The sequence below is a fragment of the Methylobacterium sp. SD274 genome (genome assembly GCF_017355285.1).
GTDB lineage: Bacteria > Pseudomonadota > Alphaproteobacteria > Rhizobiales > Beijerinckiaceae > Methylobacterium.
Window position 1 is genome coordinate 38,061 of the sequence record NZ_JADIJP010000027.1, and the last position, 26,099, is coordinate 64,159.

At 68.0% G+C, this 26,099-nt stretch carries 28 protein-coding genes; 21 read left to right on the forward strand and 7 right to left on the reverse strand.

Annotated elements, in window-relative coordinates; translation table 11 throughout:
• Positions 1–2 precede the first annotated feature (2 nt).
• The 6 genes from IPV08_RS19630 (at position 3) to IPV08_RS19655 (ending at position 5,196) form a co-directional block, all read left to right on the forward strand.
• The gene (locus IPV08_RS19630; RefSeq protein WP_207413112.1) at positions 3–710 is read left to right on the forward strand and encodes a (5-formylfuran-3-yl)methyl phosphate synthase; all 708 of its coding nucleotides are present in this window, start codon (positions 3–5) and stop codon (positions 708–710) included.
• Entirely contained in the window at positions 707–1,285 is a 579-nt protein-coding gene (locus tag IPV08_RS19635; RefSeq protein WP_207413113.1) for a uridylate kinase, read from the forward strand. The genes IPV08_RS19630 and IPV08_RS19635 overlap by 4 nt, the downstream gene beginning before the upstream one ends.
• Complete coding sequence (locus IPV08_RS19640; RefSeq protein WP_207413114.1) at positions 1,282–2,865, forward strand: DUF6513 domain-containing protein; 1,584 nt, start codon at positions 1,282–1,284, stop codon at positions 2,863–2,865. Before IPV08_RS19635 ends, IPV08_RS19640 begins: the two co-directional genes overlap by 4 nt.
• Positions 2,866–2,869: 4 nt before the next feature.
• Positions 2,870–3,466: a DUF447 domain-containing protein gene (locus IPV08_RS19645; protein WP_056454114.1), complete on the forward strand. Its 597-nt coding sequence runs from the start codon at positions 2,870–2,872 to the stop codon at positions 3,464–3,466.
• A 28-nt stretch (positions 3,467–3,494) separates the two neighbouring features.
• On the forward strand, positions 3,495–4,025 hold the full coding sequence (locus IPV08_RS19650) for an SRPBCC family protein (RefSeq protein ID WP_207413115.1): 531 nt from the start codon (positions 3,495–3,497) through the stop codon (positions 4,023–4,025).
• Positions 4,026–4,266: 241 nt separating this feature from the next.
• Complete coding sequence (locus IPV08_RS19655; protein ID WP_207413116.1) at positions 4,267–5,196, forward strand: beta-propeller fold lactonase family protein; 930 nt, start codon at positions 4,267–4,269, stop codon at positions 5,194–5,196.
• Between the two features lie 281 nt (positions 5,197–5,477).
• Here the strand turns inward: IPV08_RS19655 and dprA are convergent, their stop codons facing one another.
• From dprA to IPV08_RS19675, 4 genes are read right to left on the reverse strand one after another with little or no spacing between them, the layout of a single operon-like run.
• Complete coding sequence (dprA, locus tag IPV08_RS19660) at positions 5,478–6,668, reverse strand: DNA-processing protein DprA (RefSeq protein ID WP_207413134.1); 1,191 nt, start codon at positions 6,666–6,668, stop codon at positions 5,478–5,480.
• A gap of 31 nt (positions 6,669–6,699) precedes the next feature.
• Entirely contained in the window at positions 6,700–7,308 is a 609-nt protein-coding gene (gene plsY, locus IPV08_RS19665; RefSeq protein ID WP_207413117.1) for a glycerol-3-phosphate 1-O-acyltransferase PlsY, read from the reverse strand.
• Entirely contained in the window at positions 7,305–8,615 is a 1,311-nt protein-coding gene (locus IPV08_RS19670; protein ID WP_207413118.1) for a dihydroorotase, read from the reverse strand. Before IPV08_RS19670 ends, plsY begins: the two co-directional genes overlap by 4 nt.
• A gap of 5 nt (positions 8,616–8,620) precedes the next feature.
• A complete protein-coding gene (locus tag IPV08_RS19675; RefSeq protein ID WP_207413119.1) occupies positions 8,621–9,565 on the reverse strand; it encodes an aspartate carbamoyltransferase catalytic subunit in 945 nt (314 codons plus the stop codon).
• A 164-nt stretch (positions 9,566–9,729) separates the two neighbouring features.
• Here IPV08_RS19675 and IPV08_RS19680 point away from each other — a divergent pair, with 164 nt between their 5' ends.
• The 15 genes from IPV08_RS19680 to folK all read left to right on the forward strand — a co-directional run bounded on the left by IPV08_RS19680 (position 9,730) and on the right by folK (position 23,823).
• A complete protein-coding gene (locus tag IPV08_RS19680; RefSeq protein WP_207413120.1) occupies positions 9,730–10,635 on the forward strand; it encodes a cytochrome b/b6 domain-containing protein in 906 nt (301 codons plus the stop codon).
• Positions 10,632–11,465, forward strand: coding sequence for a molybdopterin-binding protein (locus tag IPV08_RS19685; RefSeq protein ID WP_207413121.1), 834 nt, complete (start codon positions 10,632–10,634; stop codon positions 11,463–11,465). Before IPV08_RS19680 ends, IPV08_RS19685 begins: the two co-directional genes overlap by 4 nt.
• A 210-nt stretch (positions 11,466–11,675) precedes the next feature.
• Positions 11,676–14,444, forward strand: coding sequence for a type I DNA topoisomerase (topA, locus tag IPV08_RS19690; protein WP_207413122.1), 2,769 nt, complete (start codon positions 11,676–11,678; stop codon positions 14,442–14,444).
• 220 nt (positions 14,445–14,664) lie between these two features.
• Complete coding sequence (locus IPV08_RS19695) at positions 14,665–14,871, forward strand: hypothetical protein (protein WP_056424393.1); 207 nt, start codon at positions 14,665–14,667, stop codon at positions 14,869–14,871.
• A gap of 92 nt (positions 14,872–14,963) precedes the next feature.
• Entirely contained in the window at positions 14,964–16,577 is a 1,614-nt protein-coding gene (locus tag IPV08_RS19700; protein ID WP_207413123.1) for a HAMP domain-containing sensor histidine kinase, read from the forward strand.
• Complete coding sequence (locus IPV08_RS19705; protein WP_056424399.1) at positions 16,574–17,278, forward strand: response regulator transcription factor; 705 nt, start codon at positions 16,574–16,576, stop codon at positions 17,276–17,278. Before IPV08_RS19700 ends, IPV08_RS19705 begins: the two co-directional genes overlap by 4 nt.
• A gap of 179 nt (positions 17,279–17,457) precedes the next feature.
• Positions 17,458–17,547: a pyrroloquinoline quinone precursor peptide PqqA gene (gene pqqA / locus IPV08_RS19710; RefSeq protein WP_018043604.1), complete on the forward strand. Its 90-nt coding sequence runs from the start codon at positions 17,458–17,460 to the stop codon at positions 17,545–17,547.
• Positions 17,548–17,591: 44 nt separating this feature from the next.
• Positions 17,592–18,491: a pyrroloquinoline quinone biosynthesis protein PqqB gene (gene pqqB, locus IPV08_RS19715; protein WP_056424402.1), complete on the forward strand. Its 900-nt coding sequence runs from the start codon at positions 17,592–17,594 to the stop codon at positions 18,489–18,491.
• Between the two features lie 148 nt (positions 18,492–18,639).
• Positions 18,640–19,716, forward strand: a complete 1,077-nt coding sequence (gene pqqC / locus IPV08_RS19720) for a pyrroloquinoline-quinone synthase PqqC (protein ID WP_056424405.1) — start codon at positions 18,640–18,642, stop codon at positions 19,714–19,716.
• Positions 19,713–20,870, forward strand: a complete 1,158-nt coding sequence (pqqE, locus tag IPV08_RS19725; protein WP_056256323.1) for a pyrroloquinoline quinone biosynthesis protein PqqE — start codon at positions 19,713–19,715, stop codon at positions 20,868–20,870. Before pqqC ends, pqqE begins: the two co-directional genes overlap by 4 nt.
• Positions 20,867–21,580, forward strand: a complete 714-nt coding sequence (locus IPV08_RS19730) for a hypothetical protein (RefSeq protein WP_207413124.1) — start codon at positions 20,867–20,869, stop codon at positions 21,578–21,580. Before pqqE ends, IPV08_RS19730 begins: the two co-directional genes overlap by 4 nt.
• Positions 21,561–21,929 carry a hypothetical protein gene (locus IPV08_RS19735; protein WP_207413125.1) on the forward strand — a complete coding sequence of 123 codons (369 nt, stop codon included), beginning with the start codon at positions 21,561–21,563 and terminating at the stop codon, positions 21,927–21,929. The genes IPV08_RS19730 and IPV08_RS19735 overlap by 20 nt, the downstream gene beginning before the upstream one ends.
• 213 nt (positions 21,930–22,142) lie before the next feature.
• Positions 22,143–22,979, forward strand: a complete 837-nt coding sequence (gene folP, locus IPV08_RS19740) for a dihydropteroate synthase (protein ID WP_207413126.1) — start codon at positions 22,143–22,145, stop codon at positions 22,977–22,979.
• Entirely contained in the window at positions 22,976–23,353 is a 378-nt protein-coding gene (folB, locus tag IPV08_RS19745) for a dihydroneopterin aldolase (RefSeq protein ID WP_207413127.1), read from the forward strand. The genes folP and folB overlap by 4 nt, the downstream gene beginning before the upstream one ends.
• Positions 23,350–23,823, forward strand: coding sequence for a 2-amino-4-hydroxy-6-hydroxymethyldihydropteridine diphosphokinase (gene folK / locus IPV08_RS19750; protein ID WP_207413128.1), 474 nt, complete (start codon positions 23,350–23,352; stop codon positions 23,821–23,823). Before folB ends, folK begins: the two co-directional genes overlap by 4 nt.
• A gap of 11 nt (positions 23,824–23,834) precedes the next feature.
• Here the strand turns inward: folK and IPV08_RS19755 are convergent, their stop codons facing one another.
• The 3 genes from IPV08_RS19755 to IPV08_RS19765 form a co-directional block, all read right to left on the reverse strand.
• Entirely contained in the window at positions 23,835–24,380 is a 546-nt protein-coding gene (locus IPV08_RS19755) for a L,D-transpeptidase family protein (protein WP_207413129.1), read from the reverse strand.
• Positions 24,381–24,441: 61 nt separating this feature from the next.
• A complete protein-coding gene (gene xoxJ, locus IPV08_RS19760; protein WP_207413130.1) occupies positions 24,442–25,296 on the reverse strand; it encodes a rare earth element methanol dehydrogenase accessory protein XoxJ in 855 nt (284 codons plus the stop codon).
• The gene (locus tag IPV08_RS19765) at positions 25,296–25,904 is read right to left on the reverse strand and encodes a c-type cytochrome, methanol metabolism-related (protein WP_056424425.1); all 609 of its coding nucleotides are present in this window, start codon (positions 25,902–25,904) and stop codon (positions 25,296–25,298) included. Before IPV08_RS19765 ends, xoxJ begins: the two co-directional genes overlap by 1 nt.
• Positions 25,905–26,099: the final 195 nt, after the last annotated feature.

A 26,099-nucleotide genomic window follows, 5' to 3' on the forward strand; every position in this document is an offset into this window, starting at 1 on the left:
CGATGTCATCCGATCTGCGCGCGCGTCCCCGCCTCCTCGTCAGCGTCCGCGACGCGGACGAGGCCGTGATGGCGGCGCGGGCAGGCGCCGACCTCGTCGATGCCAAGGACCCCGTCCGGGGCGCGCTCGGGGCGCTCCCGGTCGAGACGGTCCGGGCGATCGTCGCGTCCATCGCGGACGAGGCCGTCAGCAGCGCGGTGGCCGGCGAGCCGCAGGACGCCGCCTCCCTGCCCGGATCGGTCGCGGCGATGGCCGGGACCGGCATCGGCTACGTCAAGGTCGCCGTGCGGGCCGATTTCGACGACGACGCCCTCGCCGCCGCGGCGCGGGCCGCCCCCGGCCGCCTGATCGCGGTTCTCTTCGCCGGAGCACCGATGCCGGACGACCTCGTCGGCCGCCTCGCCAGGGCGGGCTTTGCCGGGGTGATGATCGACACCGCCGCCAAAGACGGCCGGCGCCTCGGCGACCTCCTGCCCGCCCCTCGCCTCTCGGCCTTCACCGCCGACGCCCGCCTCCATGGCCTGCTCTCCGGTCTCGCGGGATCGCTGACGATCGCCGACATTGCCGTCCTCGCCGCGCACCGGCCGGATTATCTCGGCTTTCGCGGCGGCCTCTGCTTCGGCAGCGACCGGACGCGCGGCCTCGACGCGGAGCGCGTAGCACTGGCCGTGCAGACTCTTCGCGGGCTCGACCGGCGGAACGCGGCGTGACGGGCGCGCCTCCCACCATCGTGAAGCTCGGCGGCAGCCTCGTCTCGGACGCGGCGCGGCTCGGACGCCTTCTCGGCGTCCTGGCGGATGGCGGCGAGGGCCGCTGCATCGTCGTGCCGGGCGGCGGTCCGTTCGCCGATGCGGTGCGTCAGGCCCAGGGGCAACTGGGCTTCTCGGACGCCCTCGCCCATCGCCTCGCCCTCGATGCCATGGGCCGGATGGCCGAGGTGCTTTCGGAGGGCGAGCCGCGCCTCGCCATCGTGGGCAGCGTGATGGAAGCCTGCTCGGCCGAGGCGTCCGTCATCTGGGACCCCGTCGCGCTGAAAGACGGACACCCTTCCATCCCCGAGACCTGGGACGTCACGTCGGACAGCCTCGCCCTCTGGCTCGCCACCGAACTCGAGGCGCCCCGCTGCATCCTGGTGAAATCCATCGATCGCCCGGCAGGCGCCAGCCTGTCCGACCTCGTCCGGATGGGCGTGGTCGATGCGGCCTTTCCCGCCTTCGCCGCGTCCTACGCTGGCGAGATCGTGATCCAGGGTCCGGGCGCCGATATCGTAAGGGCCGCTGCGTGAGCGCGCCCGAACATCTCGTCTTCATCACCGGCCGGATGGCGAAGGCGCGTCTGGAGAAGGTCGCCGCGACCCTGCCGGCCGAGCGCTTCACCTGGAGCATCGCCGATGCCGGTGTGAAGGTCGCCGCGCTGATGACCGAGGAGATCATCCGCCGCCGCGTGACGATCCCCGACGGTGCCACGCGCATCGTCCTGCCGGGCCGCTGCCGCGCCAATCCGGAGGCGCTGTCCGCCCATTTCGGCCTGCCGGTGGAGCGCGGGCCAGACGAGGTGGTCGACCTTCCGGCCTATCTCGGCCTCGCGGGACGCAACGTCGATCTCTCGCGACACGATCTGCGCATCTTCTCCGAGATCGTCGATGCCTCGAAGATGAATCCCGAGCAGATCCTGGCCAAGGGCCTCGACCTGGCGCGACGCGGCGCCGACGTGATCGATCTCGGCGGCCTCCCCGACACCGAGTTCCCGCATCTCGAAGAGTGCGTACGCCTGCTGAAGGGGGCGGGGCTGAAGGTCAGCGTCGATTCGTTCTCCCTCGACGAGTTGACCCGCGGGGCGAAAGCCGGGGCCGACTTTCTCCTGAGCCTCAACGAGGAGACTCTGGACCTCGCCTTCGAGACCGATGCGGTGCCGATCCTGGTGCCGATGCGGCCCGACGACCTGCCCTCCCTCGACCGCGCCATCGAGCGCATGGAGAAGGCCGGCCGGCCCTACATGGCCGACCCGATCCTGGAGCCGATCCATTTCGGCTTCGTCGAATCGATCACGCGTTACCACGAGACGCGCAAGCGCTGGCCCGGCATCGAGATGATGATGGGCACCGGCAACCTCACCGAACTCACCGAGGCCGACAGTCTCGGCGTTACCGCCCTCCTCGTCGGCATGTGCTCGGAACTGTCGATCCGCAACGTCCTGATCGTCCAGGTCTCCAACCACACCCGGCGCACGGTGGAGGAGCACGACGCCGCCCGCCGGGTGATGTTCGCCGCAAAGGCCGATTCCGCCCTGCCCAAGGGCTACGGACGCCAATTGCTGGCCGTGCACGACAAGCGCCCCTTCGTGCAGACCCCGGAGGAGATCGCCGCCCAGGCGGCGGAGGTGCGCGACCCGAACTACCGCATCGCGGTGGCCGAGGACGGCATCCACGCCTTCAACCGCGACGTCCACACGATCGGCACCGATGCGATGGCGTTCTTTCCCGATCTCGATGTCGCCGCCGACGGGGCCCACGCCTTCTATCTCGGCGGCGAGCTGACCAAGGCCGAGACGGCCTGGCGCCTCGGCAAGCGCTACGTCCAGGACGAGCCCCTGCGCTGGGGCGTCGCCGCCGACGAGGAGGTCGAGGACACCACTGCCTTCAAGAAGGCCGGGCATACCAAGCATTCCGGCCCCGGCGGCGTGGAGCGCGCCACCCGCGATGCCGTGCCCCCGGAAGCGGGTGCGGCCAGGCCGGAGACGATCGAGCCAGCCCCGAACGAGCCCCGCCGGTCGCGGGCCGGCGATGCGCTCTCGGACGAGGGCGGCCGCATCGTCTGCGGAAAATTCGTCCCGAACGACCGGACTGACCAGAGCGGCGAGTCCTGATCCGATGCCGTTGATCCTCGAGACCATCGTCACCACCACCTCGCCCTCCGGCGACCTGCATCTCGTGCCCTTCGGCCTCATCCGCGAGGGCGAGGACTGGGTGCTGGCCCCGTTCCGGCCCTCCCCCACCATCCTCAACCTCGAGGCCAACCCGGTCTTCGCCGCGTCGAGCCCGAGCGACGTGCGGGTGATCGCCGGCGCGGTCACCGGGCGGCGCGACTGGGCCACACTGCCCTGCGACCGCATCCCGGGCCGGCGCCTCGCCGAGAGCTTCGGCCATGCCGAGTTCGAGGTGATCTCTGTGGAGGACGATGCGACGCGCCCGCGCTATCGTGCCCGCATGGTACACAGCGCCAGCCATATGCCGTTCTTCGGCTACAACCGGGCTCAAGGTGCGGTGCTGGAGGCGGCGATCCTGTCGACGCGCCTGCACATGCTGGAGCCGGACAAGATCCTGACGGAGATGCGCTACCACGCCATCGCGATATCCAAGACAGCCGGGCCCGCCGAGCGCGAGGCCTGGGACTGGATCGAGGACAAGGTCGCCGCTGCCCTCGGGCGCGACGAACCGGTTCTCGCACGAGCCCCCCAAGCACCCTAGAAGGTGCGTTCCCGAGGAGACAGGGTTGATGAGATTCAAGACGCTGGCCGCCGTGGCGGCGCTCGCCACGGTATCCTACGCGGCGCAGGCCCATGGCCCGACCCGCCAGAAGGTCTCGCAGACCATCGAGATCAACGCCCCGGCCGACAAGGTCTGGGCCGTGCTCGGCAACTTCCAGGATGGCAGTTGGATTCCCGTGGTCGAGAAGACCGAGGGCAAGGGCGGCAACGAGGTCAAGGCCACCCGCGTCCTGACCCTCAAGGGCGGCGCCACGGTCGAGGAAGAGCTCGCCAAATACGACGCCGAGAAGAAGACCTACATGTACCGGATCACCAAGGTGGACGTGAAGACGCTGCCGGTGAACGACTATTCCTCGACCATCGAGGTCGAGGGCGACGGCGCCAAGTCCAAGGTGACGTGGCGCGGCGCGTTCTACCGCGGCTACATGAACAACGATCCGCCGCCGGACCTGAACGACGAGGCTTCCAAGGCGGCCGTCCTCGGCCTCTACAAGGCCGGCCTGGATAACGTGAAGGCCAACGCCGAGAAGGGCTCTTGATCGAAGGACGTCCCAAGGCTCGGCGACGGTGCGCATCGCCTCTCCCCGCGCGCGGGGAGAGGATCGCGGGCACCTCGTCGTGTCCGCGATGAGCGCAGGCGAAGCCGAAGCGACGGTGAGGGGGCCATTCCGGATGAGACGCTATCGGCCCCGCCCCCTCACCCTCGGCTGCCGCCTCGCCGCGCCGACGACGGGGTCGTCGCGGCCCTCTCCCCGCATGCGGGGAGAGGGGATTGCCGGGATGGCTCGTGCAGGTGCTCTCACCCTGGCGTTGATCGCGTCCCCCGCCCTCGCCGACGAGGCCCTGATCACGGCGCAGGGGGCCAACATCCTCGCCGTGGTCGATCTCGACACGCAGGTCGTCACCGCCCAGATCCCGGTGGACGGGGCGCCGGCCGGCATCGCCCTGTCGCCCGATCGCAAGACCGCCTACGTCACCCGCCCCGAGGGCCACGGCCTCGCCATCGTCGATCTCGACGCCCGCGCGGTGACGGGCACGCTCGCCCTGCCCGGCGGCCCGCTCGGCGTCGCCGTCAATCCGAAATCCGGCGTGGTCTACGTGGCCGACTGGTATGGTAGCCGCATCTTCGTGGTCTCGGCCGACGGCTCCAAGATCGAGACGGAGATCCAGGTGGGCGCCTCGCCCTCGGGCATCGCGGTGACGCCGGACGGCGCCACGATCCTGGTGGCCAACCGCGAGGGCAATTCCGTCTCCCTGGTCGATGCGGCCACCGCCACCGAGACGGTGAAGATCCCGGTCGGCGAGCACCCGTTCGGCATCACCCTCGATGAGACCGGCACCCGCGCCTACACCGCCAACGTCATGTCGAACGACGTCTCCGTCATCGATGTGGCCGGACGGCGGGAATTCGGCCGGGTCACCACCGGCGAGCGGCCCTACGTGGTGGCGCTGACCGCCACGCGGGGCTTCGTCACCGACCAGTATTCGAACACCGTGACGGTGTTCAACCTGAAGACCCTCACCAACGTGGCGGCCATCGAGGTGGGCGACCACCCGGAAGGCATCGCCGCCTCCCGCGACGGCAGCCGCCTCTACGTGACCAACTGGGGCTCCAACACGCTGGGCGTCATCGACGCCACGACGCTGAAAGTAATCAAGGACATCCCGGTGCCGGACGGCCCACGCTCGTTCGGGGACTTTTTGCGGTAGCGCGCGCATCCGCGCGGGCGGTGCTATGGCATTCCCACACCTGCTTTTTCAGGCAGACCGCGTCCCTCTCCCCCTTGTGGGGAGAGGCTAGGAGTGGGGGTGGCTCCGCCAGCCTCCAAAGGATCAGGGTCGCCCAACCACCCCCACCTCCAACTCCTCCCCACAAGCTCGATGAATCTCGGGCAGGCCCGAGATCCGCTGGGGAGGAGAGCAGGACAGCGCATCCCGCGCGATGGGCGAACCAGTAGGCAGGCGGCGAGAGAGACGGACACTCGTCCTCCCTATGACACCAGCGACACCGCTCCGCTGCCATGCCGCTCGATCCGGCCGTCGAGTTCGAGTTCCAGCAGCGTCGTCTGGACGATGCGCACGCTGAGGCCCGCCGCGCGGGCGAGATCGTCGGTGCCGATGGGGGTCGGGCTGAGATAGGCGATGAGGCGGGCGCGGTCGTCGGCGGGTTCCGCCTCCTCGGGCTCCAGCCCCTCAAGTTTCTCCTCCGCCTCGGGGGCCGGGCCGCCGATTCCGTCGAGCTCGTCCCAGAAGATCGGGGCGTCGGCGAGGTCGGGCCGGTCGAGGGCGAGTTGCCCACTCTCCTGCTCGAAATCCCCGCGCCCGAGCAGCGGCGCGATGGCGGAAGTGACGTGCTCCACCTCCGAGACCAGGGTCGCGCCCTGGCGGATGAGGTCGTTGGTGCCCTCGGCGCGCGGGTCGAGGGGCGAGCCGGGCACGGCGAAGACCTCCCTGCCCTGTTCGAGGGCGAAGCGCGCGGTGATGAGCGAGCCCGAGCGCCGCGCGGCCTCCACCACCACGGTCCCATAGGCGAGGCCGGAGATGATGCGGTTGCGCCGGGGAAAGTCCCGGCCGCGGGGCTCCCAGCCCATGGGCATCTCGGCCAACACCGCGCCGCCGGAATCGAGAATGCTTTCCACCAAGGCCTGATGATTGGCCGGATAGATCCGGTCATGGCCCCCGGCGAGCACCGCCACCGTCCCCGAGGCCAGGGACGCCTTGTGCGCGCGGGCATCGATGCCGCGCGCCAGCCCCGAGACCACCACGAGGCCAGCCTCGCCGAGGCCCCGCGCCAGACGCTCGGTGAAGCCGAGGCCGGCGGCCGAGGCGTTGCGGGAGCCGACGATGGCGATGGCGGGTCGAGAGAGGATCGCCGCCTGCCCCCGGATCGCGATCAGGGGCGGCGCCGAATCGGCGGCCTGGAGCAGCTTAGGGTAATCGTCCTCGCCCATGGCCACGAGGCGGGCCCCGATCCTGGCCGCCGCCTCCAATTCGGCTTCCGCCTGCGCCCGCGTCACCGGCACGACGCGCTTGGCCCCGCGCTTCGCGAGGTCCGGCAGGGCTTCCAGCGCCGCACCGGCGCCGCCGAACCGGTTGATCAGGGTGCGGAAGGTGCGCGGGCCGACGCCTTCGGTGCGGATCAGCCGGAGCCAGTCGAGGCGCTGGGCGGGGTTGAGTTGCATGCCCATGCCCCGGACCTCCCTCGACGGAAGGTCAGCCCTTCTGCCCGATCCGCCCCTCGGAGCCGTCGAGCAGTCGGCGGATGTTGGGAGCGTGCTTCCACCATAGCAGGATCGCGAGCATGAGGAAGAGCAGCGCAACCGCAGGCTGTCCCGCCACCCACAGGACGATGGGTGTCGCGGCTGAGGCGGCAAGCGCGGCGAGCGACGAGTATTTCAACGTGAAGGCGAGGCCGAGCCAGACCGCCGCGAAGGCGGCGAGCCCGATGGGGCTGAAGGCGAGGAGCACGCCGAGGAAGGTGGCGACGCCCTTGCCGCCCTTGAACCCGAGCCAGACCGGGAAGAGGTGGCCGAGGAAGGCGCCGAGCCCGGCCGCCAAGGCCGCACCTTCGCCGAATTGTTTCGCCGCCAGCACGGCGAGGGTACCCTTCAGCGCATCGCCGAGCAGGGTCGCGGCGGCGAGCCCCTTGCGGCCGGTTCGCAGCACGTTGGTGGCGCCGATATTCCCCGAGCCGATAGCGCGGACGTCGCCGAGGCCAGCGAAACGCGTGACGATCAGCCCGAACGGGATGGAGCCGGCGAGGTAACCGCCGGCGAGGCTCGCGAGCAGGAGAGGCCAGCCGGCATCGAGCAGGGGGTTCACGCCGCCGCCTCCGTACCCTGCGCGGCCCGGTAGACGACGTGCCCGCCGACCATGGTCAGGATTGCAGCACCTTGCAGCCGCGCCTCGTCGAAGGGCGAGTTCTTGGAGCGCGACTTCAGGGTCCGCTTGTCGAGCACGTAGGGCAGGTCGGGATCGATCAGCACGAGATCGGCCGGCGCGCCGACGGCGAGACGCCCGGCCTCGCGCCGCAGGATCGCCGCCGGGGTGACGGTGAGGGACTCCAGCAGGCGAGGCAGCGCCACGTCGCCGGTATGGACGAGGCGGAGCGCCGCGCCGAGCAGGGTCTCGATGCCGAGCGCCCCATCGGCGGCCTCGGCGAAGGGCAGGCGCTTGGTCTCGACATCCTGGGGATTGTGATCGGAGACGATGACGTCGATCACGCCCTCGTTCAGGGCCTCCACCAGGGCGAGGCGGTCGGTCTCGTGCCGCAGCGGCGGCGAGAGCCGGCAGAAGGTGCGGTAATGGCCGATATCGCCCTCGTTGAGGACGAGGTTGTTCACCGAGGCGCCGCAGGTGACGGACAGGCCGTCGTGCTTGGCCCGCCGCACGATCTCCACCGAATCGGCACAGGAGATCATGGCGGCGTGGTAGCGGCCCCCGGTAAGGCGCACGAGGCGGATGTCGCGCTCCAGCATCACCGTCTCGGCCTCCCGCGGGATGCCGACGAGGCCGAGGCGCGAGGCCATCTCGCCCTCGTTCATCACGCCCTCGCCGACGAGGTCGGGCTCCTCCACGTGCTGCATCAGCAGGGCGTCGAAATCGCGGGCATAGGTGAGCGCGCGGCGCATCACCTGGGCGTTGCGAACGGCCTTGAGGCCGTCGGTGAAGGCGACGGCACCGGCCTCCTGCAGCAGGCCGAACTCGGTCATCTCCTGGCCGGCCAGCCCCTTGGTGATGGCGGCGGCTGGCAGGACGGTGACGCAGGCCGTGTCGCGGGCGCGGCGCAGGACGAAGTCGACGATGGCCGGCCCGTCGATGACCGGGTTGGTGTCCGGCATGCAGACCAGGGTGGTGACCCCGCCGGCCGCCGCCGCCGCGCTGGCGCTGGCCAGGGTCTCGCGGTGCTCGGCGCCCGGCTCGCCGACGAAGGCGCGGAGATCCATGAGGCCAGGGCTCAGGACATGGCCGCCGCAATCGACGATCTCGGCGCCCTCGGGGGCAGCGGGTGCCGCGCCCCAGGCGATATCGGCGATGCGGCCGTCCTGGACGAGGACATGGCCCGGCCCCTCGCGGCTCGTAGCCGGATCGAGGAGGCTGGCATGGGTGAGGAGGACGTGTCCGGTCATGACCATCAGGCGTTCGGCAGATGCGTCGCGAGGGCTTCGAGGACCGCCATGCGGACGGCGACCCCCATCTCCACCTGCTCGCGGATCAGGGATTGCGCCCCGTCGGCGATCTCGGACGAGATCTCGACGCCGCGGTTCATGGGTCCCGGATGCATCACCAGGGCGTCGGGCGCGGCCAGCGCCAGCTTCTCGGCATCGAGGCCGAAATAGCGGAAATACTCCTTCACCGAGGGCACGAAGGAGCCGTTCATGCGCTCGCGCTGGAGCCGCAGCATCATCACGATGTCGCAGCCCTCGAGGCCCTTGCGCATGTCGGTGAAGACCTCGACGCCGAAGCGCTCGATCCCGGTGGGGAGCAGCGTCGAGGGGCCGATGACCCGCACCCGGGCGCCCATGGCCTGGAGCAGGATGATGTTGGAGCGGGCGACGCGGCTGTGCAGGACGTCGCCGCAGATCGCCACCCTCAAGCCCTCGATCCGCCCTTTGTTGCGGCGGATGGTGAGCGCGTCGAGGAGGGCCTGGGTCGGGTGCTCGTGGGCGCCGTCACCGGCATTGACCACCGAACAATCCACCTTGCGGGCCAGGAGATGCACGGCCCCGGCGGAGTGGTGGCGCACGACGATGATGTCGGGCCGCATGGCGTTGAGGGTGGCAGCCGTATCGATGAGGGTCTCGCCCTTCTTCACCGAGGAAGAGGCCACCGGCATGTTCATCACATCGGCGCCGAGACGCTTGCCCGCGAGCTCGAACGAACTCTGGGTGCGGGTCGAGGGCTCGAAGAACAGGTTGATCTGGGTGCGGCCACGCAGGGTGGTGCGCTTCTTCTCCACCTGGCGGGAGAGGGCCACGGCATCCTCCGCCCGGTCGAGGAGGGCCTCGATATCGGGGCGCGACAGCCCCTCGATGCCGAGAAGGTGCCGATGGGGGAAGGAGGCGGGTGCGACGGTCATTCTGAGACCATGGCTATAGGGAGGCGGAAGGGGAGCGGCAAGGAGCCCGGCAAGAAGTCCGGGACGTGTAACCTTTCCCCCCCTGGCTCGTAGTCTCGCCGAGCATGCGCGCACCCGGTCATTCGGGATGGGCGCGAGACATGTTCGAGGCCGGAGTCCGCCCCTTGGCAGCCAGCACGACGAGACGGCCCGACGAGCGGATCGAGACGATCCAACGCCGCTGGGTCTTCCGCCACCCCGCGGTGATCCGGGCCGCGCACTGGATCAACCTCGTCTGCCTCGCCGTGCTGCTGATGAGCGGGCTGCAGATCTTCAACGCCCATCCGGCTTTGTACTGGGGCTCGGCCTCGACCTTCGACGCGCCGCTCCTCGCCATCACGAACGACGAGACGGCGGAGGGCGCGGCGCGGGGGATCGTCAGGATCGGCGATCACGCAATCGACACGACCGGCTGGCTCGGCCTCTCCACCGTGCAGGGACAGGCCACGGGCCGGGCCTTCCCCGCCTGGATCACCCTGCCGGCGCAGCAGGACCTCGCCACCGGGCGCCGCTGGCACTTCCTGTTCGCCTGGGCTTTCGTGATCAACGGGCTGATCTATCTCATCTACGGCCTCGAGAGCGGCCAGTTGCGCCGCCGGATCGTGCCTCAGAGAGACCAGTTGAAGAATTTCGGCGGCTCGGTCCGCGAGCACCTCACCCTGACCTTCCCGAAAGGCGACGAGGCCCGGCGCTACAACACGCTGCAGAAACTGAGCTACCTCGTGGTGATTGCCATCCTCCTGCCGCTGATGCTGCTCACGGGCCTCGCCATGTCGCCGGGCTTCAACGCCGTGCTGCCCCTGCCCGCCCTGTTCGGCGGCCGGCAATCGGCGCGGACCGTCCATTTCATCGTCACGAACCTGCTGGTGCTCTTCACCCTCGTCCATGTGGCACTGGTGCTGGTCTCGGGGGCCTGGAACAATCTGCGCGGCATGGTCACCGGCTGGTTCGTGATCGAGACGACCAAGACCTCCGATCCGGGCAAGACTTCCTACCCGGGCGAGACCTCCGATCCGAGGAAGGGCCGATGACGCGCGCTTCCAACCGTCGCGGCATCCTCACCGGCGCGGCCGGCTTGCTGGGTTCCGCCTTCCTCGGCGGCTGCGACCGCATCGCCGGCACCGGTTGGGGACGGCGCACGCTGAAGCTCGGGGAGGATGCCAACCTGTTCGTGCAGCGTCTCCTGTTGACGCCCACCTCCCTCGCCCACGAGTTCTACGAAGGTGACATCTCGCCCTGGTTCAAGCCGAACGGGACGATCGACCCTCCGGACGACGACTACAAGACCCTGGCCAAGGCCGGGTTCGCGACCTTCAGGCTGAAAATCGACGGCCTCGTCGAACAACCGCAGGACCTGTCCCTCGCGGATCTGCGCGCCCTGCCCTCCCGGACCCAGATCACCCGGCACGATTGCGTCGAGGGGTGGAGCGCCATCGGCAAGTGGACGGGCGTTCCGCTCGGCGAAGTCCTGACCCGGGCGAGGCTGAAACCGAATGCGCGCTACGCCGTGTTCCATTGCGCCGACACGATGGAGATGGCCGGTGGCGGTCTCGAGGGTGGGGACGTGGCGGAGATAGAGGCCGGCGATGGCGGTCCGAACGGTCGTCCGATCCGGTACTACGAGAGCATCGACCTCACCGACGCCTTCCATCCGCAGACGATCCTGGCCTACGACATGAACGGCAAGGCCCTGCCCGTCTCGAACGGCGCGCCCTTGCGCCTGCGGGTCGAGCGCCAGCTCGGCTACAAACACGCCAAATACGTCATGCGGATCGAGGTCGTGGAGAGCCTGTCCGGGATCGGAGACGGTCAGGGCGGTTATTGGGAGGATCGCGGCTACGAATGGTATGCGGGGATCTGACAGGTACCGGATCTTGCAAAGGCCCGGGCTCCTTCCGATTTGACAACCCCGCGCCCTTGACCCACTTGTCCCCCGCCAAGCGCCGGGCCGGCCATGGTGCCAGGCCATGTTTTACGTCTTGCACACAATTTGTGAGTCCCGACGGGTGTGAACCCCGCCGGCTGCGAGCCCCGGCGGCAGCTCGGGCGCTGACGAGAGGCTGATCCGCACATGAAAGTCGTCGTCGTCGAGTCGCCGGCCAAGGCCAAGACGATCAACAAATATCTCGGCCGCGACTACGAGGTGCTCGCCTCGTTCGGCCATATCCGCGACCTTCCGGCGAAAGACGGCTCCGTCGACCCGGAGGCGGATTTCCGCATGCTGTGGGAGCTCGACGACCGCGGCTCGAAGCGCGTTTCGGAGATCGTCAGGGCGCTGAAAGGTGCCGACGGCCTGATCCTCGCCACCGATCCGGATCGCGAGGGCGAGGCCATCTCGTGGCACGTCGTCGAGGCTCTGAACGCCCGCAAGGCGATCAAGGGCATGCCGATCGAGCGCGTGACCTTCAACGCGATTACCAAGGCGGCGGTGGACACCGCCATGCGCAACCCGCGCCAGATCGACCAGGCCCTGGTCGACGCCTATCTGGCGCGGCGCGCCCTGGATTATCTCGTCGGCTTCAACCTCTCGCCGGTCCTGTGGCGTAAGCTGCCCGGAGCCCGTTCGGCCGGCCGCGTCCAGTCCGTGGCCCTGCGCCTCGTCTGCGAGCGCGAGCGTGAAATCGAGACGTTCAAGCCCCGCGAATACTGGTCTCTGGTCGCGACCCTGGTGACCCAGGAGGGCGCGGTGTTCGAGGCGCGTCTCGTCGGTGCCGACGGCAAGCGCATCCAGCGTCTCGACGTCGGCAACGGCGAGGACGCCGCCGCGTTCAAGCGCGACCTCGAACTCGCCACGTTCGAGGTCGGCAGCGTGGAAGCGAAGCCCGCCAAGCGCCACCCCGCCCCGCCCTTCACCACCTCGACACTCCAGCAGGAGGCCTCGCGCAAGCTCGGCCTCGCTCCCGCCCAGACCATGCGCGCCGCGCAGAAGCTCTACGAGGGTGTCGAGATCGGCGGCGAGACGGTGGGTCTCATCACCTACATGCGGACCGACGGCGTCGACATGGCGCCGGAGGCCATCGCCGACGCCCGTCGCGTCATCGGCAAGGAATACGGCGAGCGCTACCTCCCCACCGCGCCGCGCCGCTACAGCGCCAAGGCGAAGAACGCCCAGGAGGCCCACGAGGCCGTGCGTCCTACGGACATGAGCCGGCTACCGAAGTCGGTAGCCCGCTACGTGGACGCCGAACAGGCCAAGCTCTACGAGTTGATCTGGACCCGCACGGTGGCCAGCCAGATGGAATCGGCCGAGCTCGAACGCACCACGGTGGACATCGTCGCCTCCGTCGGCCCGCGCAGGATCGAGCTGCGGGCCACCGGTCAGGTGGTGAAGTTCGACGGCTTCCTGACCCTCTACCAGGAGGGCAAGGACGACGAGGAGGACGAGGACGGCAAGCGCCTGCCGCCGATGAAGGCGGGCGACGCGCTGAAGCGCGAGCGCATCGTCTCGACTCAGCACTTCACCGAGCCGCCGCCGCGCTATTCCGAGGCCAGCCTCGTCAAGCGCATGGAGGAACTCGGCATCGGCCGGCCCTCGACCTACGCCGCCGTGCTGCAGACCCTGCGCGACCGCGAATACGTGAAGATCGAGAAGAAGCGCCTGGTCGCCGAGGACAAGGGCCGCCTCGTCACCGGCTTCCTCGAGAGCTTCTTCAAGCGCTACGTCGAGTACGATTTCACCGCCGACCTCGAGACCCAGCTCGACCGGGTCTCGAATGCCGAGATCGACTGGCGTGAAGTGCTACGAGACTTCTGGCGGGATTTCTCGGCCGCGATCTCCGGAACCAAGGAGCTCCGCGTCACCGAGGTGCTGGACGCGCTGAACGATCTCCTCGGGGCGCATATCTTCCCCGAAAAGGCGGACGGCTCGAACCCGCGCACCTGCCCGACCTGCGGCTCAGGCCAGCTGTCGCTCAAGCTCGGCAAGTTCGGCGCCTTCGTCGGCTGTTCGAACTACCCGGAGTGCAAGTACACCCGCCAGCTCGCCGCCTCCGGCGTCGAGGGCGAGGGCGATGGCTCGTCCGAGAACGGCGGTCAGCCGGGCACCCGCGTGCTTGGCAACGATCCCGTCAGCGGCCTGCCGGTAACTTTGCGCGATGGCCGCTTCGGCCCCTTCGTACAGCTCGGCGAGGCGTCGACGGAGAAGGGCGCGGAGAAGCCGAAGCGCTCCTCTCTGCCCAAGGGGCTCAGCCCCTCCGCGGTGGATCTGGAGAAGGCCCTGCGCCTGCTCTCCCTCCCCCGCGAAGTCGCCAAGCACCCCGAGACCGGTGAGCCGATCCTGGCCAATCTCGGGCGGTTCGGACCTTACGTCCAGCACGGAAAAATGTACGCCAATCTCGGCCGCGACGACGACGTGCTGGAGATCGGCGCCAACCGCGCCATCGATCTCATCGTTGCCAAAGAGCAGGGTGGCGGTCGTCGGGGTCCCGCCTCCGATCCCGGCCGCTCCCTCGGGGCGCATCCCGAGACGGGCAAGGCCATCGTGGTGAAATCGGGCAAGTACGGCCCCTACGTTACCGACGGCACCACCAACGCGACCCTGCCCAAGACCATGGCCGCCGAGGACATCGCCCTGCCCCAGGCGCTCGAACTGATCGCCGCCCGCGAAGCGGCGGGCGGCAGCAAGAAGAAGGCTCCGGCCCGCAAGACCGCGACCAAGACGGCAGCCAAGACCACGACCAAGGCGGGGACGGCGAAGGCTCCCGCCAAGAAGGCGGCGACCAAGGCGACGGCGGCCAAGGAACCGGCCGGGACGGCCGCGAAAAGCACGGCGACGGTAGCAAAGACGAGTGCTGCCAAAACCACCACGGCGAAGAAGCCGGCCACGCGCAAGAAGGCCTGATCCATCGGCTCGCCTCTCCTCTCCGGGGGCGAGACCGACGCAACGACGGTGCGCATCCCCCCTCTCTCTCTCCGCACTCGGCGAGAGGGGGGATGCTCCCGACGGCCCTGTCGTCCGCGACAACCCTACGCGTGCGAACGCCCTCATCCGCTCTTGCGTCCGCCCGCCGGTCTGGCGGACCATTGCCGGATTGTCATTCGCGGCTCGAGGCTTTCGCCCCATGCTGATCCTGCTCTCCATCTGCCTCGCGGCACAGCCCTCCCAGTGCAAGGAGGACAGGATCTCCCTGTCCTACGAGGCGACGAACCCGTTCATCTGCCTGCGCACCGCTCAGAGCGCGCTCGCCACCTGGCAGGAGAGCCACCCCGAATGGCACGTGACGCGGTGGCGCTGCGCAGCGCGGGAGAGCCTGCCAAAAGACCTGTGACCCGGTCCCATCCGTGATGGGTCTGGACGCCCTGGCGGATTGCGCTATCGCTCACCCTCCGGGGAACGGCGAGACACGGGCGGCCATAAGCGATGCGCTCTTTGAAGGTGAGGTTCGCGCTGCTGCTCGGGGGCGCAGCACTTCTGGTCGTCCTGGCGGCATTGGGGGTGCTGGGCTCCATCGGCGCGGCCGAACGCACCATTGATCGGACGCTCGCGGCACAGGGCCGGCTCGAATTACTGGTGGAACTGTCCGGGCGAATGACCCAGTACGGGCTCGCGGCCCTGGAGGCGGTGAGCAATCCCGATGCACAGCCGGAAGGGCTCGCCATCGCCCGGGCCAATGTCGACCGGGCATTGGTGGCCGTCGACGAGGCTCTCGGCAAGAGCATCGCCGTCAGCGACGATCCCCTCGACCGGATGCAATACGCGGCGCGCACGCGTCCGCTCGCTCAGCTCCGTTCTGCCCGGGCCATCCTCGACCGGCAGGTCTCCCAGGTCCTGCGCCAGTCGGAGGAAGAGCAGCGGCGCAACACCATTCGCGGCGCGCTGAACGGATTCGGCGCCATGACCGGCCAGCCGCTCTCGTTTCTCATCGAAGTCGAGCGCCGCTCGATGATCGCGGGTTCGGACGAGGCGCGCCACCTGTCCTCGACCCTGCGGATCGCGTCGCTTGCCGCCGTCGTCCTGGCGCTGGCCCTCGTCTTCGTCCTGTACCGGGCGGTGACCCGGCCGACCCTGGCACGGATCGAAGCGGTGCGGCGGGCGGCGGGCGCCGTCGGGCGCGGCGAGCTCGATACGCGGCTGTCGGTGGCGACGCGGGACGAGCTCGGCCTGCTGGTGGCGAACTTCAACCGCATGGCCGCACGCCTCGCCCGGCGCGAGGGGCGGCTCGCCGCCGACCGCGCTGCCCTCGAGGATACGGTGGAGGCGAGGACCACCGACCTGCGGGCGGCCAACGAGCGCCTGGAGGCGGTGGACCGGTCGCGCCGGCGCTTCTTCGCCGATGTGAGCCATGAGCTGCGCACGCCGCTCACGGTCATCCTCGGCGAATGCGACATCGCCGCCCGCTCGGCCGGCAGGCCGGGGGTCGATTACGCGCCGGTCTTCGCCACCATCCGTAAGCGGGCACTCCGCTTGCAGCGCCGCGTCGAGGATCTCCTGCGGGTCGCGCGCTCCGAATCCGGCCAGATCGAGCTCGACCGGCGCGCCACCAGCGCCGTGGCCATCCTCACCGATGCGGTGGACAGCGCGGCCTCTGAGGCGGCGCGCCGGCGGGTGGCCCTGACCCTCGAACCGGGCCGCCGCGACGTCACGCTCCTGGCGGACAGGGAATGGCTGCGGCAGGTGGTGGAGAGCCTCATCGACAACGCCTTGCGGCACGCGACGGGCCTGACGCGCGTGGTCGTGGGACTCACCGTCGACGAGGCGCGTTCCGCCACGATTACGGTGACGGATGACGGCGCGGGCTTCCCGGCGGCGGGTGCGGATCTGTTCGAGCGCTTCCGGCGGGAGGGCCATTCCGGGGAATCGGGCTTTGGCATCGGCTTGGCACTGGCGCGCTGGGTGACGGAGCGCCATGATGGGGCGATCAGCCTCGGTGCGGGCGAGGATGGGCAGGGCGCGCGCGTGACGCTCGTCCTGCCCATCCTCGATCTCGATCCCGGGGACGGACAGGAAACGAAGCGGAAGGACAGCGCCGCATGACGCGAGTGCTCATCGTCGAGGACGACAGCGACATCAGGGCCATGCTGGCGCGGGGCCTGGAGGCCGAAGGGTTCTCCGTGGGCGTAGCCGGTTGCGTGGACGACGCCCTCACCTCCGCCCGTGACGAGGCGCCCGGCGCCGTCGTCCTGGACATCACCCTGCCCGACGGGTCCGGCCACGATGTCTGCCGCTCCCTGCGCGAAGGCGGCTATCCCGGCCCGATCCTGTTCCTCTCGGCGCGCGACGAGGTCCGTGACCGGGCGGAAGGATTGGCGCTCGGGGCCGACGACTACATCGTCAAGCCCTTCGTCTTCGACGAACTCCTCGCCCGGCTGCAGACGCATCTCCTGCGCCGTAAGGAATCGGACCAGCCGCGCACCATCGTCACCGCAGGCAAGCTCGTCCTCGATCTCAACATCCGTCAGGTCTCCCTCGGGGATGCGACGGCGCGCCTCACGCCGCGCGAGGCGGAGCTCCTCGCTCTCCTCATGGACAAGGCCAACCAGCCGGTGTCGCGCGGCGACATCTTCGACAAATTATGGGCGGGCCAGGGCGGCCTGTCGCTGAATGTCGTCGATGTCTACGTGGGTTACCTACGTACCAAGCTGTCCGATTTCGTTCGGTTCGGCGGGCCGGTCATCGTTACCGTGCGGGGCCGGGGCTTCATGCTCGACCTGCGGGGCCAGGATTTCCGCCACTGAGCACGATGCGCTTTCTCGGCTTGTTCCGGGACGATCCGGCAATTTATCGCTTGAAGAGTCCGGCGGAATTGTCGATATAGCTCCCGCGACAGAAATGACTGCGCCGTCAGTGTCTTAGGATCTTCTTAAGCGAGATCTGGACGCTGCTGACGTTCAAGAAACCATCTAGGAGAAACACCATGACCTGGGCTGCCCCCGTCGTTTCCGAGATCTGTGTCGGCATGGAAGTCACCAGCTACGAGTCGGCTGAGATCGACACCTTCAACTAAGACATCATGTCGTGCTCGAGGATCGAGGCAGCGCCGGTTCAGCCATGCATGTCGTGATCCTCGGCTCGGCCGCGGGCGGCGGCCTTCCCCAGTGGAATTGCCGCTGCCCCATCTGCTCGCTCGCCCGCGAGGATTCCTCGAAGGTGCGCCCTCGAACCCAGTCAAGCATCGCCGTGTCGCCCGATGGCGAGCGCTGGCTCCTGGTGAACGCCTCGCCGGACATCCGGCAGCAACTCTTCGACAATCCGGCCATGCATCCGCGCGAAGGCCTGCGCCATTCGCCGATCCATGCCGTGCTTCTGACGAATGGCGATGTCGACCACGTGGCAGGGTTGCTCACCCTGCGCGAAGGCCAGCCCTACACGCTCTACGCCACCTCCGGCATCCTCGATTCGGTCAACGCCAACCGGGTCTTCGACGTGATGGCCGCCGACGTGGTGTCGCGCGAGAAGATCGCCCTCGACCATGCCTTCGAGCCGGTTCCCGGCCTGACCGTCACACTGTTCTCGGTGCCGGGAAAGGTGCCGCTCTGGCTCGAGGACGAGACCATGGAGATCGGCGCAGAGACCGAGACCACCGTGGGTGCGATGATCGAGTCCGGTGGGCGTCGCCTCGCCTATATTCCCGGCTGCGCCCGCGTCACGGATGGGCTGAAGCGACGCATATCGGGTGTCGACGCGCTTCTGTTCGACGGGACCGTGCTGCTCGACGACGACATGATCCGCGCCGGGGTCGGCGTGAAGACCGGATGGCGCATGGGCCACGTGCCGATGACGGGACAGGGCGGATCGATCGCCGCGCTCGCCGATGTGGAAATCGGTCGCCGCGTCTTCGTTCACATCAACAACACCAATCCTGTGCTGGTGGAAGAATCGGACGAACGCCGATCGGTGGAGGCGGAAGGCTGGACCGTCGCCCATGACGGGCTGACCCTGGCGCTCTAGATCGGCGCCCGGCTGGCATTTTAATGCCGCCACCTTATATTGCGTCCAATGGGATTGTGCGGTCCATGTCCGTGGCCTTCACGGAAATCGGCGCCATCTATAAGAAGAGTTCTCCTCGCCGCCCTTCGTCGAAACGCCGAGCTACGCCATGACCGCGCCTTTCCCCACGCCCAAGACCGACGAGTCCCAGCGCCTGCTCAGCCCCGAAGAACTCGAAGCGGCGCTTCGGGACATCGGCGCGAGGCGCTATCACAACCTGCATCCGTTCCACCGCCTGCTTCACGACGGCAAGCTGAACAAGGACCAGGTCCGGGCCTGGGCCCTCAACCGCTATTATTACCAGGCCATGATCCCGGTGAAGGACGCCGCCGTGCTCGCCCGCATGGAGGATGCGAGCCTGCGCCGCGTCTGGCGCCAGCGCATCGTCGATCATGATGGCGACGCACCCGGCGATGGCGGCATCGAGCGCTGGCTCAAGCTGGCCGAGGGCGTCGGCTTCCGTCGCGACTACGTGGAATCCACGCAAGGTATCCTGTCGGCGACGCGCTTCTCGGTGGATGCCTACGTGCATTTCGTGAAGGAGCGCTCGCTGCTGGAGGCCATCGCCTCCTCGCTCACCGAGATGTTCTCGCCGACGATCATCTCCGAGCGCGTGGCCGGGATGCTGAAGAACTACGATTTCATCACCAAGGACACGCTGGCCTATTTCGACAAGCGCCTGACCCAGGCCCCCCGCGATGCGGAATTCGCCATCGACTACGTCAAGCAGCACGCCACGACGCCCGAACTGCAGCGTCAGGCCATGGCCGCGCTGACCTTCAAGTGCAACGTGCTCTGGACGCAGCTCGACGCGCTCTACTTCTCCTATGTGGCTCCGGGCATGACCCCGCCGGATGCCTGGACGCCCGGCACCGGCCTCGTGCCCGAGGTGGCGCAGGCGGCCGGCACCGGCACGATCCGGTCGGGCGACGTGCCTCGTCTGCCTCGCGGCGTGCGCCTGCGCCACGACGAGGTCCGCGGCCAGCACGTACTGCTGGCGCCCGAGCGCACCTTCGACCTCGACGCCAATGCCGTGGCGGTCCTGTCCCTCGTGGATGGGCAGCGCAGCGTGCGAGACATTGCGGTGAAGCTCGCCGAGACCTTCACCGCCGACCCGGACGTGATCGAGGTCGACGTCCTGGCCATGCTCAACGACCTCGCCACGAAACGGGTTCTGGAGCGATGAACGCCATCACGCCGAATACCCCTTCCCTGCCGGCTCCGGTCGGGCTCCTCGCGGAGCTGACCCATCGCTGTCCCCTGCGCTGTCCCTATTGCTCGAACCCGCTCGAACTCGACCGGCGCTCGGGCGAGCTCGACACGGCGACATGGCAGCGCGTGCTGACGGAGGCGGCGGGTCTCGGCGTGCTGCATGTCCACCTCTCCGGCGGCGAGCCCACGGCCCGCAGCGACATCGTCGAGATCACCCAGACCTGCGCCAAGCTGGGCCTGTATTCCAATCTCATCACGTCGGGCGTCGGCGGTGCCCTGGCCAAGCTCGACGCCCTCTACGACGCGGGCCTCGACCATGTGCAGTTGTCGGTGCAAGGCGTCGACGCGGCCAACGCGGAGAAAATCGGCGGCCTGAAGAACGCTCAGCCGCAGAAATTCGCCTTTGCCGAACGCGTGACCCAGCTCGGCCTTCCGCTGACACTGAATTCCGTGATCCATCGGGGCAACATCCACGAGGTCGAGGGCTTCATCGATCTGGCCGTCAAGCTCGGCGCCAAGCGCCTGGAGGTCGCCCACACCCAGTATTACGGCTGGGCCTATGTGAACCGCGCCGCCTTGATGCCGGACAAGGCCCAGGTCGATCAGTCGATCCGTATCGTCGAGGCGGCGCGCGAGCGGCTGAAGGGCCAGCTCGTCATCGATCTGGTCGTGCCCGATTATTACGCAAAGTACCCCAAGGCCTGCGCCGGCGGCTGGGGCCGCAAGCTGATGAACGTCACGCCAGCCGGTAAGGTGCTCCCCTGCCACGCCGCCGAGACCATCAAGCATCTCGAATTCTGGTACGTCTCCGACCATTCGCTCGCCGATATCTGGGCGAATTCCCCGGCCTTCACCGCCTATCGCGGGACGGATTGGATGAAGGAGCCGTGCCGCTCCTGTGACCGGCGCGAGAAGGATTGGGGCGGCTGCCGCTGTCAGGCGCTGGCTCTGGCCGGCGATGCCGCCGCCACCGACCCAGCCTGCTCGCTCTCCCCCCTCCATTCGAAGGTGCGGGAACTCGCCAAGGAAGAGGCGGCCGAGACACCGCCCGACTATGTCTACCGGACGATCGGCAGCAACGTGGATCGTGTTGCGCCACCGCCCCTGAAAGAGGATGCTCCCCTGTGAAGCCCGTTCTCGTCGCGTTCGCTCTTTCGTTTGCCGGCCTGCCCGCCCTGGCGCAGGGTACGCCCCCGGCCGATGCGCCCGCTGTCACCAAGGCCAACACCGCCACCTCGCCCAACGCCTCGGACCTGCTCTTCGAAGAGCCGCAGATGAAGAACGTGCCGCCGGGCTCGACCCTCACCTACGCCTATCTCCGGCGCAGCGGCATCTCCAAGGGTCCGTTCGGCCCGACCATGGACGACCAGATCAAGCTCACCATCGAGCCCGGTGCGGCGCCGGAAAACCGGACGATCCGCGTACAGATGTTTTCGGGCGCGAACCGCTTCCCCGCCGGCCCGTTCAACGACATGCCCGGCAACCCGGTGATGACCCTTTTTCTGGAACATCACCTCATCGACCTCGCCAAGGTGCTCTCGGCCAACCCACGCTACATCAAGAACGGGATCCGCAAGGCCCTGCGAGACAACGCGACGGTGACCGCGACGACGGCGACCGTGAAGGGGCAGACCGTGGATGCCTGGCGCGTTGAGGTGCAGCCCTTCATCGACGACAAGATGAAGGACCGCATGCGCGGCCTCGAGAACCTGAAATACACCTTCGTGACGTCGTCTGCCGTGCCCGGCGAGCTGCTCTCCATCGAAGCGCAGTCGAAGTCCAAGGATGGCGGCGAGCTTCTCCAGGAGAACCTGACTTATGATCCGAATGCTGGCTAAAGGCGGTCTTATCGCTCTCGCGCTCGGCGTCGCCTCCGCACCGGCCCAGGCCGTGGAGAGCGAGAACGATTACCCCACCGAGGCACGGGCCGATTACGTGTTCGGCTGCATGGCGGCCAACGGACAATCGCGGGAAGCGCTCTCTCGCTGCTCCTGCTCCATCGACGCCCTCGCGTCGATCCTGACTTATGACAAATACGTCCAGGCGAGCACGGTCCTGTCCATGCGCCAAGGCATCGGCGCCCGCTCGAACGAATTCAAATCGACCAAGGTATTCGACGACAAGGTCGCGGATCTTCGCCGTGCCCAGGCCGAAGCCGAGATCCGCTGCTATCGCGGCGGAGTGTAACCGGCGGGATCCACCCCAGATTCGGTGCTCCTATCCACCCACCTCATCCCGGGGCTCCGCGAAGTGGCCTCGAAGGCGCCCTCCAGTCCTCGCGACACGACCTGGAGGCCTCCTTCGAGGCCTTCGCTTTGCTTCGGCACCTCAGGATGAGGTGGAAGAATGGGACCATCCTGGTCTACAGCATAGAGATCGATCCCTCGTCGAAGAGCTCCCGTGACGTCTTCTCCTCCGATCCTGAAAACCCTTCTGCCCGGTCTAGGAGGGCGCGTGCTCGTCATGGGCATCCTCAACGTCACCCCGGACTCCTTCTCCGATGGCGGACGTTTCGAGGGTGTCGAGGCGGCACGCTCCCAGGCTGGCGCGCTCGTGGCGGAAGGGGCGGCCCTCGTCGATATCGGCGGAGAATCGACGCGGCCGGGCCATACGCCCGTGTCGGCCGAGGAGGAGCAGGCCCGCATCCTGCCCGTCATCCGCGATCTCGCCCCGCGCCTTGCGGTCCCCATCTCGGTGGACACCTACAAGGCTTCCACCGCCGACGTGGCGCTGGCGGCCGGTGCGCGCATCGTCAACGATGTCTGGGGCCTGCAGCGCGAGCCCGACATCGCCCGCGTGGCGGCTGCCCATGGCGCGCCCGTCATGGTGATGCACAATCGCGAGACCATCGATCCCGCGATCGACATCATCGCCGACATGCTGCGCTTCTTCGCGCGATCCCTCGACATCGCCCGCCGCGCCGGCATCTCGGATAGGGACATCGTACTCGATCCGGGGATCGGTTTCGGCAAGAGCTGGGCCCAGCATCTCGAAGCCCTGCGGCGCCTGCCCGAGATCAAGGCGCTGGGCTTTCCCGTCCTCGTCGGCGTCTCGCGCAAGTCGATGCTCGGGCGCCTGCACGATGCCGAGACGAAGCCGGTGGATCGCCTGTTCGGCTCGCTCTCGAGCCATGTCCTCGCCGCCACGCTGGGGGCCGACATCGTCCGCGTCCACGATGTGGCGCCCCATGTCGACGCCCTTCGCGTGGTCGACGCCGTGATGCGGACAGCCTCATGACCGACCGCATCCTGGTCGAACGCATCGCCGTCTTCGCCTATCACGGCCTCCTCGAAGAGGAAGCGCGGATCGGCCAGCGCTTCTACATCTCCCTCGACTGCCGGATCGACCTGCGGCCGGCCGGTCTGTCGGACGATGTGGCAAAGACCGTGAGCTATGCCGACCTTACCGAGATCGTCGTGCGCATCGCCACCACCCGGCGCTTCGCCCTCATCGAAGCTCTGGCCGAGGCCATCGCCGCCGAGATCCTCAAGCGGTTCGAGGGCGTGGACAGCATCGTCGTGCGGGTCGACAAGCCGAGCGCGCCGGTACCGGCAGTGATCGACGGCGTCGCCATCTCGATCCTGCGCAGCCGGGCCGGACTCCCGCGATGAGTGCCGCCTATCTCGGTCTCGGCAGCAATATCGGCGACAAGGCCGCGACCATCGCCGAAGCCATCCGGCGGCTCGAAGCCAGCCCGGGCATCCATCTCACGGCACGGTCAAGCGATTACCGCACGCCCCCCTGGGGCGATACCGATCAGGACTGGTTCCTCAACGCGGCCATCGCCGTCGAGACCGACCTGACTCCCCACGACCTGCTGGAGACAGGTCTCACCATCGAGACCGCGATGGGTCGCGTGCGCGAGCGGCGCTGGGGGCCACGCGTCATCGATATCGATGTGCTCTCGTATGAGGGGGCAGCGATCTCCGACGAGCGTCTCGTCCTACCGCATCGTTTCGTGCGGGAGCGCGCCTTTGTCCTCGTTCCGCTCGCCGAGATCGCGCCGGATCTGGTCATCGGGCCGGAGACCGTGAGCCAAGCCCTGTCGAAGCTCGACACTACCGGTATCGTGCGGGACTGAGATCCGCCCACTCAGGGACGCAGTTCGACGGGCGTTCCCACATCCACCCGCGCGTAGATGGCCGCCATCTCGTCATTGGCCACGCCGACGCAGCCGCTGGTCCAGTCCTTCAGCCGATGGAGCCGGCCGAGCCAGGAGAAGCCGTTCATGATCCCGTGGATCATGATGTCGCCGCCCGGCTCGTAGCCGCCGTCATGGGCGGCCAGCGTATCGGCCTCGTTCGGATAGGACACTTTCAGGGAAAGATGGGCGACGCTGAGCGGGTTGCGGTAGGCGATGGAATACAGCCCCTCAGGCGTACGCCCGTCGCCCTCCCGCTGCTTGTGACCGATGGGAGAGAATCCGAGAGAGACGGGATAGGTCGCCAGAACGCGGCCCTCACGCAGAAGAGTCAGGCGGCGGGCCGACTTCTCGACGAGAACACGGTCGGCCCGTTCAGGCTCGGCGACGAGCTCGGGTGCGACGCGGCCGATCTGGGCGCGGTCGACCGCGACGATCCCCACAGCACCCAAGGCGAAGAGAGCTCCGACCGCAAGGCCGATCCGCCATCGTCGCATTGCCACTCTCTCCGCTCGAACCTGGGGGCTCATACCAAACCCCGCGAGTCCTGACGACCTGTCAGGGCGCGGCCGGTTCGAGCAGCTTGTTGCCTTCGTCCTCCAGCAACGGGACGTCGTAGTCGCGCAGAACCTTCTCGATATCGGCCCTGCGCTTGCGCAGGATCGTGTTGAGGCTGCGCTTCCAATCGTTCTCCTCCATCCGCACGCCCATGGCGATGCGGAAGGTGAGTGCAGGACGATCAGGCTCCTGCAGCAGCGGCACGACCTTCATGGCGACACCGCTCTGCTTGGCGAGCCAACCCGCGGCCGGCCCCCACAGGATCGCGGCGTCGATTGTCTTCTCAGCGAGATCACCGATGACCTCGGCAGAGACCGTCTGGTACTTGCGCGAAGGATCGAGCTGGTAGGGAGCGTAGGCCTTCATCGACGCGATCAAGCCGAGCTCACCCATCCGGTTCACGGGTGGCGTCCCCCCGATGACACCGATGGACTTGCCCTTGAGCTTCGGATCGTCGAGCCGGGTCACGTCGTCGAGCTCGCCGCTGCGGACCACCAGGGCATAACTGGAGCGGTAGTAGGGATTGGTGTGCTGGACCAGCTCACCGCCGGCAGCCGAGCCGATGATCAGGTCGCACAACCCGGTTCCGAGCGTATTGCGAACGAATCCGGGCCCCTGCGTCAGCCAGTAATAGCGGAGCTTGACCTTGAGCTCGTCGGCGAGGATCGCCGCGATCTTATTCTCGAATCCGTTCTCCTTGCGCTCGGAGAACGGCATGTTGCCCGGGTCGCCGCAGACGCGCAGGACATCCGTGGTGACGAGGTCGGGAAGCGACTGCGCCAACGCGGGACGCGCCCCTGCCGAGATCAGCAGGAGCGCGCAAACCGTCGTGGTAAAGGAGCCAAAGCGTGCCATTAGCCGCCCAGGCACTCCTTCTCGGCCTTCTTGGCCGCTTCCGGCTTGTCTTCCTTGTCGGTCGGACGCACGCGCGGCATGGCACCGGAGGCGCGGGCCTTCAGGTAGACGTAGAGGTCGTCGGCGTAGCACATCACGTTCTTGTTATCGCCGAAGGCGGGCATCACGTTGGTGCCGCTCGAACTGATGTCCTGCTTGCCACCGGCGATGATGCCGACGAACTCCTCATAAGACAGGCGCTTCAGCGAGTCCTTGAGGGCGGGCGCGTAGGTCGAACCCATGGCGTCGGGGCCGTGGCAGACGTGGCACTCGGCATGGTAGCGGCGGTAGCCGGAATAGGCGTACCAGTCGAACTTCTTGCCGTCGTTGGTGATGTGGTAGGTCGGGGCGCCATCCCCGTCGGAATACTTGCCGTCTTCGACCTTCACCGCCTGATACTTGTCGATCAGCTTGGCGTCCTTTTCAGGAGCATTCGGATCGAGCTGGTTCGCAACGGCAGGATCAGCGGCGGGCTTGGCATCCTGGGCCTGAACGGCGCCGGCGGAAGCGAATGCGAAAACGAGGGCGGCCACGAGCGGACGGATGGCGGCTTTGCTTTGATACTGCAACGACGTTTCTCCCAGGAGCAACCGTCGGCCCGTTCGACCGACGTTCGAAGTGTTCTTAATAACGATCTAATCATAAAGGTGCCGGCGCGGAAACCCGCGCCGGCACCCTATTGTCTCAGACTTCGTGCGACCGATTAGTTCGGCAGCGAGAAGACGGTCAGCTGACCACCGAGGTTGGTGTAGTTCGAGAGGGCA

Excerpts from the sequence above, each read along its gene's own strand:
- IPV08_RS19630 (WP_207413112.1), top strand. The coding sequence starts at position 3 with ATGTCATCCGATCTGCGCGCGCGTCCCCGCCTCCTCGTCAGCGTCCGC.
- IPV08_RS19645 (WP_056454114.1), top strand. The coding sequence starts at position 2,870 with ATGCCGTTGATCCTCGAGACCATCGTCACCACCACCTCGCCCTCCGGC.
- IPV08_RS19650 (WP_207413115.1), top strand. The coding sequence starts at position 3,495 with ATGAGATTCAAGACGCTGGCCGCCGTGGCGGCGCTCGCCACGGTATCC.
- IPV08_RS19655 (WP_207413116.1), top strand. The coding sequence starts at position 4,267 with ATGGCTCGTGCAGGTGCTCTCACCCTGGCGTTGATCGCGTCCCCCGCC.
- dprA (WP_207413134.1), bottom strand. The coding sequence starts at position 6,668 with ATGCAACTCAACCCCGCCCAGCGCCTCGACTGGCTCCGGCTGATCCGC.
- IPV08_RS19670 (WP_207413118.1), bottom strand. The coding sequence starts at position 8,615 with ATGACCGGACACGTCCTCCTCACCCATGCCAGCCTCCTCGATCCGGCT.
- IPV08_RS19675 (WP_207413119.1), bottom strand. The coding sequence starts at position 9,565 with ATGACCGTCGCACCCGCCTCCTTCCCCCATCGGCACCTTCTCGGCATC.
- IPV08_RS19685 (WP_207413121.1), top strand. The coding sequence starts at position 10,632 with ATGACGCGCGCTTCCAACCGTCGCGGCATCCTCACCGGCGCGGCCGGC.
- topA (WP_207413122.1), top strand. The coding sequence starts at position 11,676 with ATGAAAGTCGTCGTCGTCGAGTCGCCGGCCAAGGCCAAGACGATCAAC.
- IPV08_RS19695 (WP_056424393.1), top strand. The coding sequence starts at position 14,665 with ATGCTGATCCTGCTCTCCATCTGCCTCGCGGCACAGCCCTCCCAGTGC.
- IPV08_RS19700 (WP_207413123.1), top strand. The coding sequence starts at position 14,964 with ATGCGCTCTTTGAAGGTGAGGTTCGCGCTGCTGCTCGGGGGCGCAGCA.
- IPV08_RS19705 (WP_056424399.1), top strand. The coding sequence starts at position 16,574 with ATGACGCGAGTGCTCATCGTCGAGGACGACAGCGACATCAGGGCCATG.
- pqqA (WP_018043604.1), top strand. The coding sequence starts at position 17,458 with ATGACCTGGGCTGCCCCCGTCGTTTCCGAGATCTGTGTCGGCATGGAA.
- pqqB (WP_056424402.1), top strand. The coding sequence starts at position 17,592 with ATGCATGTCGTGATCCTCGGCTCGGCCGCGGGCGGCGGCCTTCCCCAG.
- pqqC (WP_056424405.1), top strand. The coding sequence starts at position 18,640 with ATGACCGCGCCTTTCCCCACGCCCAAGACCGACGAGTCCCAGCGCCTG.
- pqqE (WP_056256323.1), top strand. The coding sequence starts at position 19,713 with ATGAACGCCATCACGCCGAATACCCCTTCCCTGCCGGCTCCGGTCGGG.
- IPV08_RS19735 (WP_207413125.1), top strand. The coding sequence starts at position 21,561 with ATGATCCGAATGCTGGCTAAAGGCGGTCTTATCGCTCTCGCGCTCGGC.
- folB (WP_207413127.1), top strand. The coding sequence starts at position 22,976 with ATGACCGACCGCATCCTGGTCGAACGCATCGCCGTCTTCGCCTATCAC.
- folK (WP_207413128.1), top strand. The coding sequence starts at position 23,350 with ATGAGTGCCGCCTATCTCGGTCTCGGCAGCAATATCGGCGACAAGGCC.
- IPV08_RS19755 (WP_207413129.1), bottom strand. The coding sequence starts at position 24,380 with ATGCGACGATGGCGGATCGGCCTTGCGGTCGGAGCTCTCTTCGCCTTG.
- xoxJ (WP_207413130.1), bottom strand. The coding sequence starts at position 25,296 with ATGGCACGCTTTGGCTCCTTTACCACGACGGTTTGCGCGCTCCTGCTG.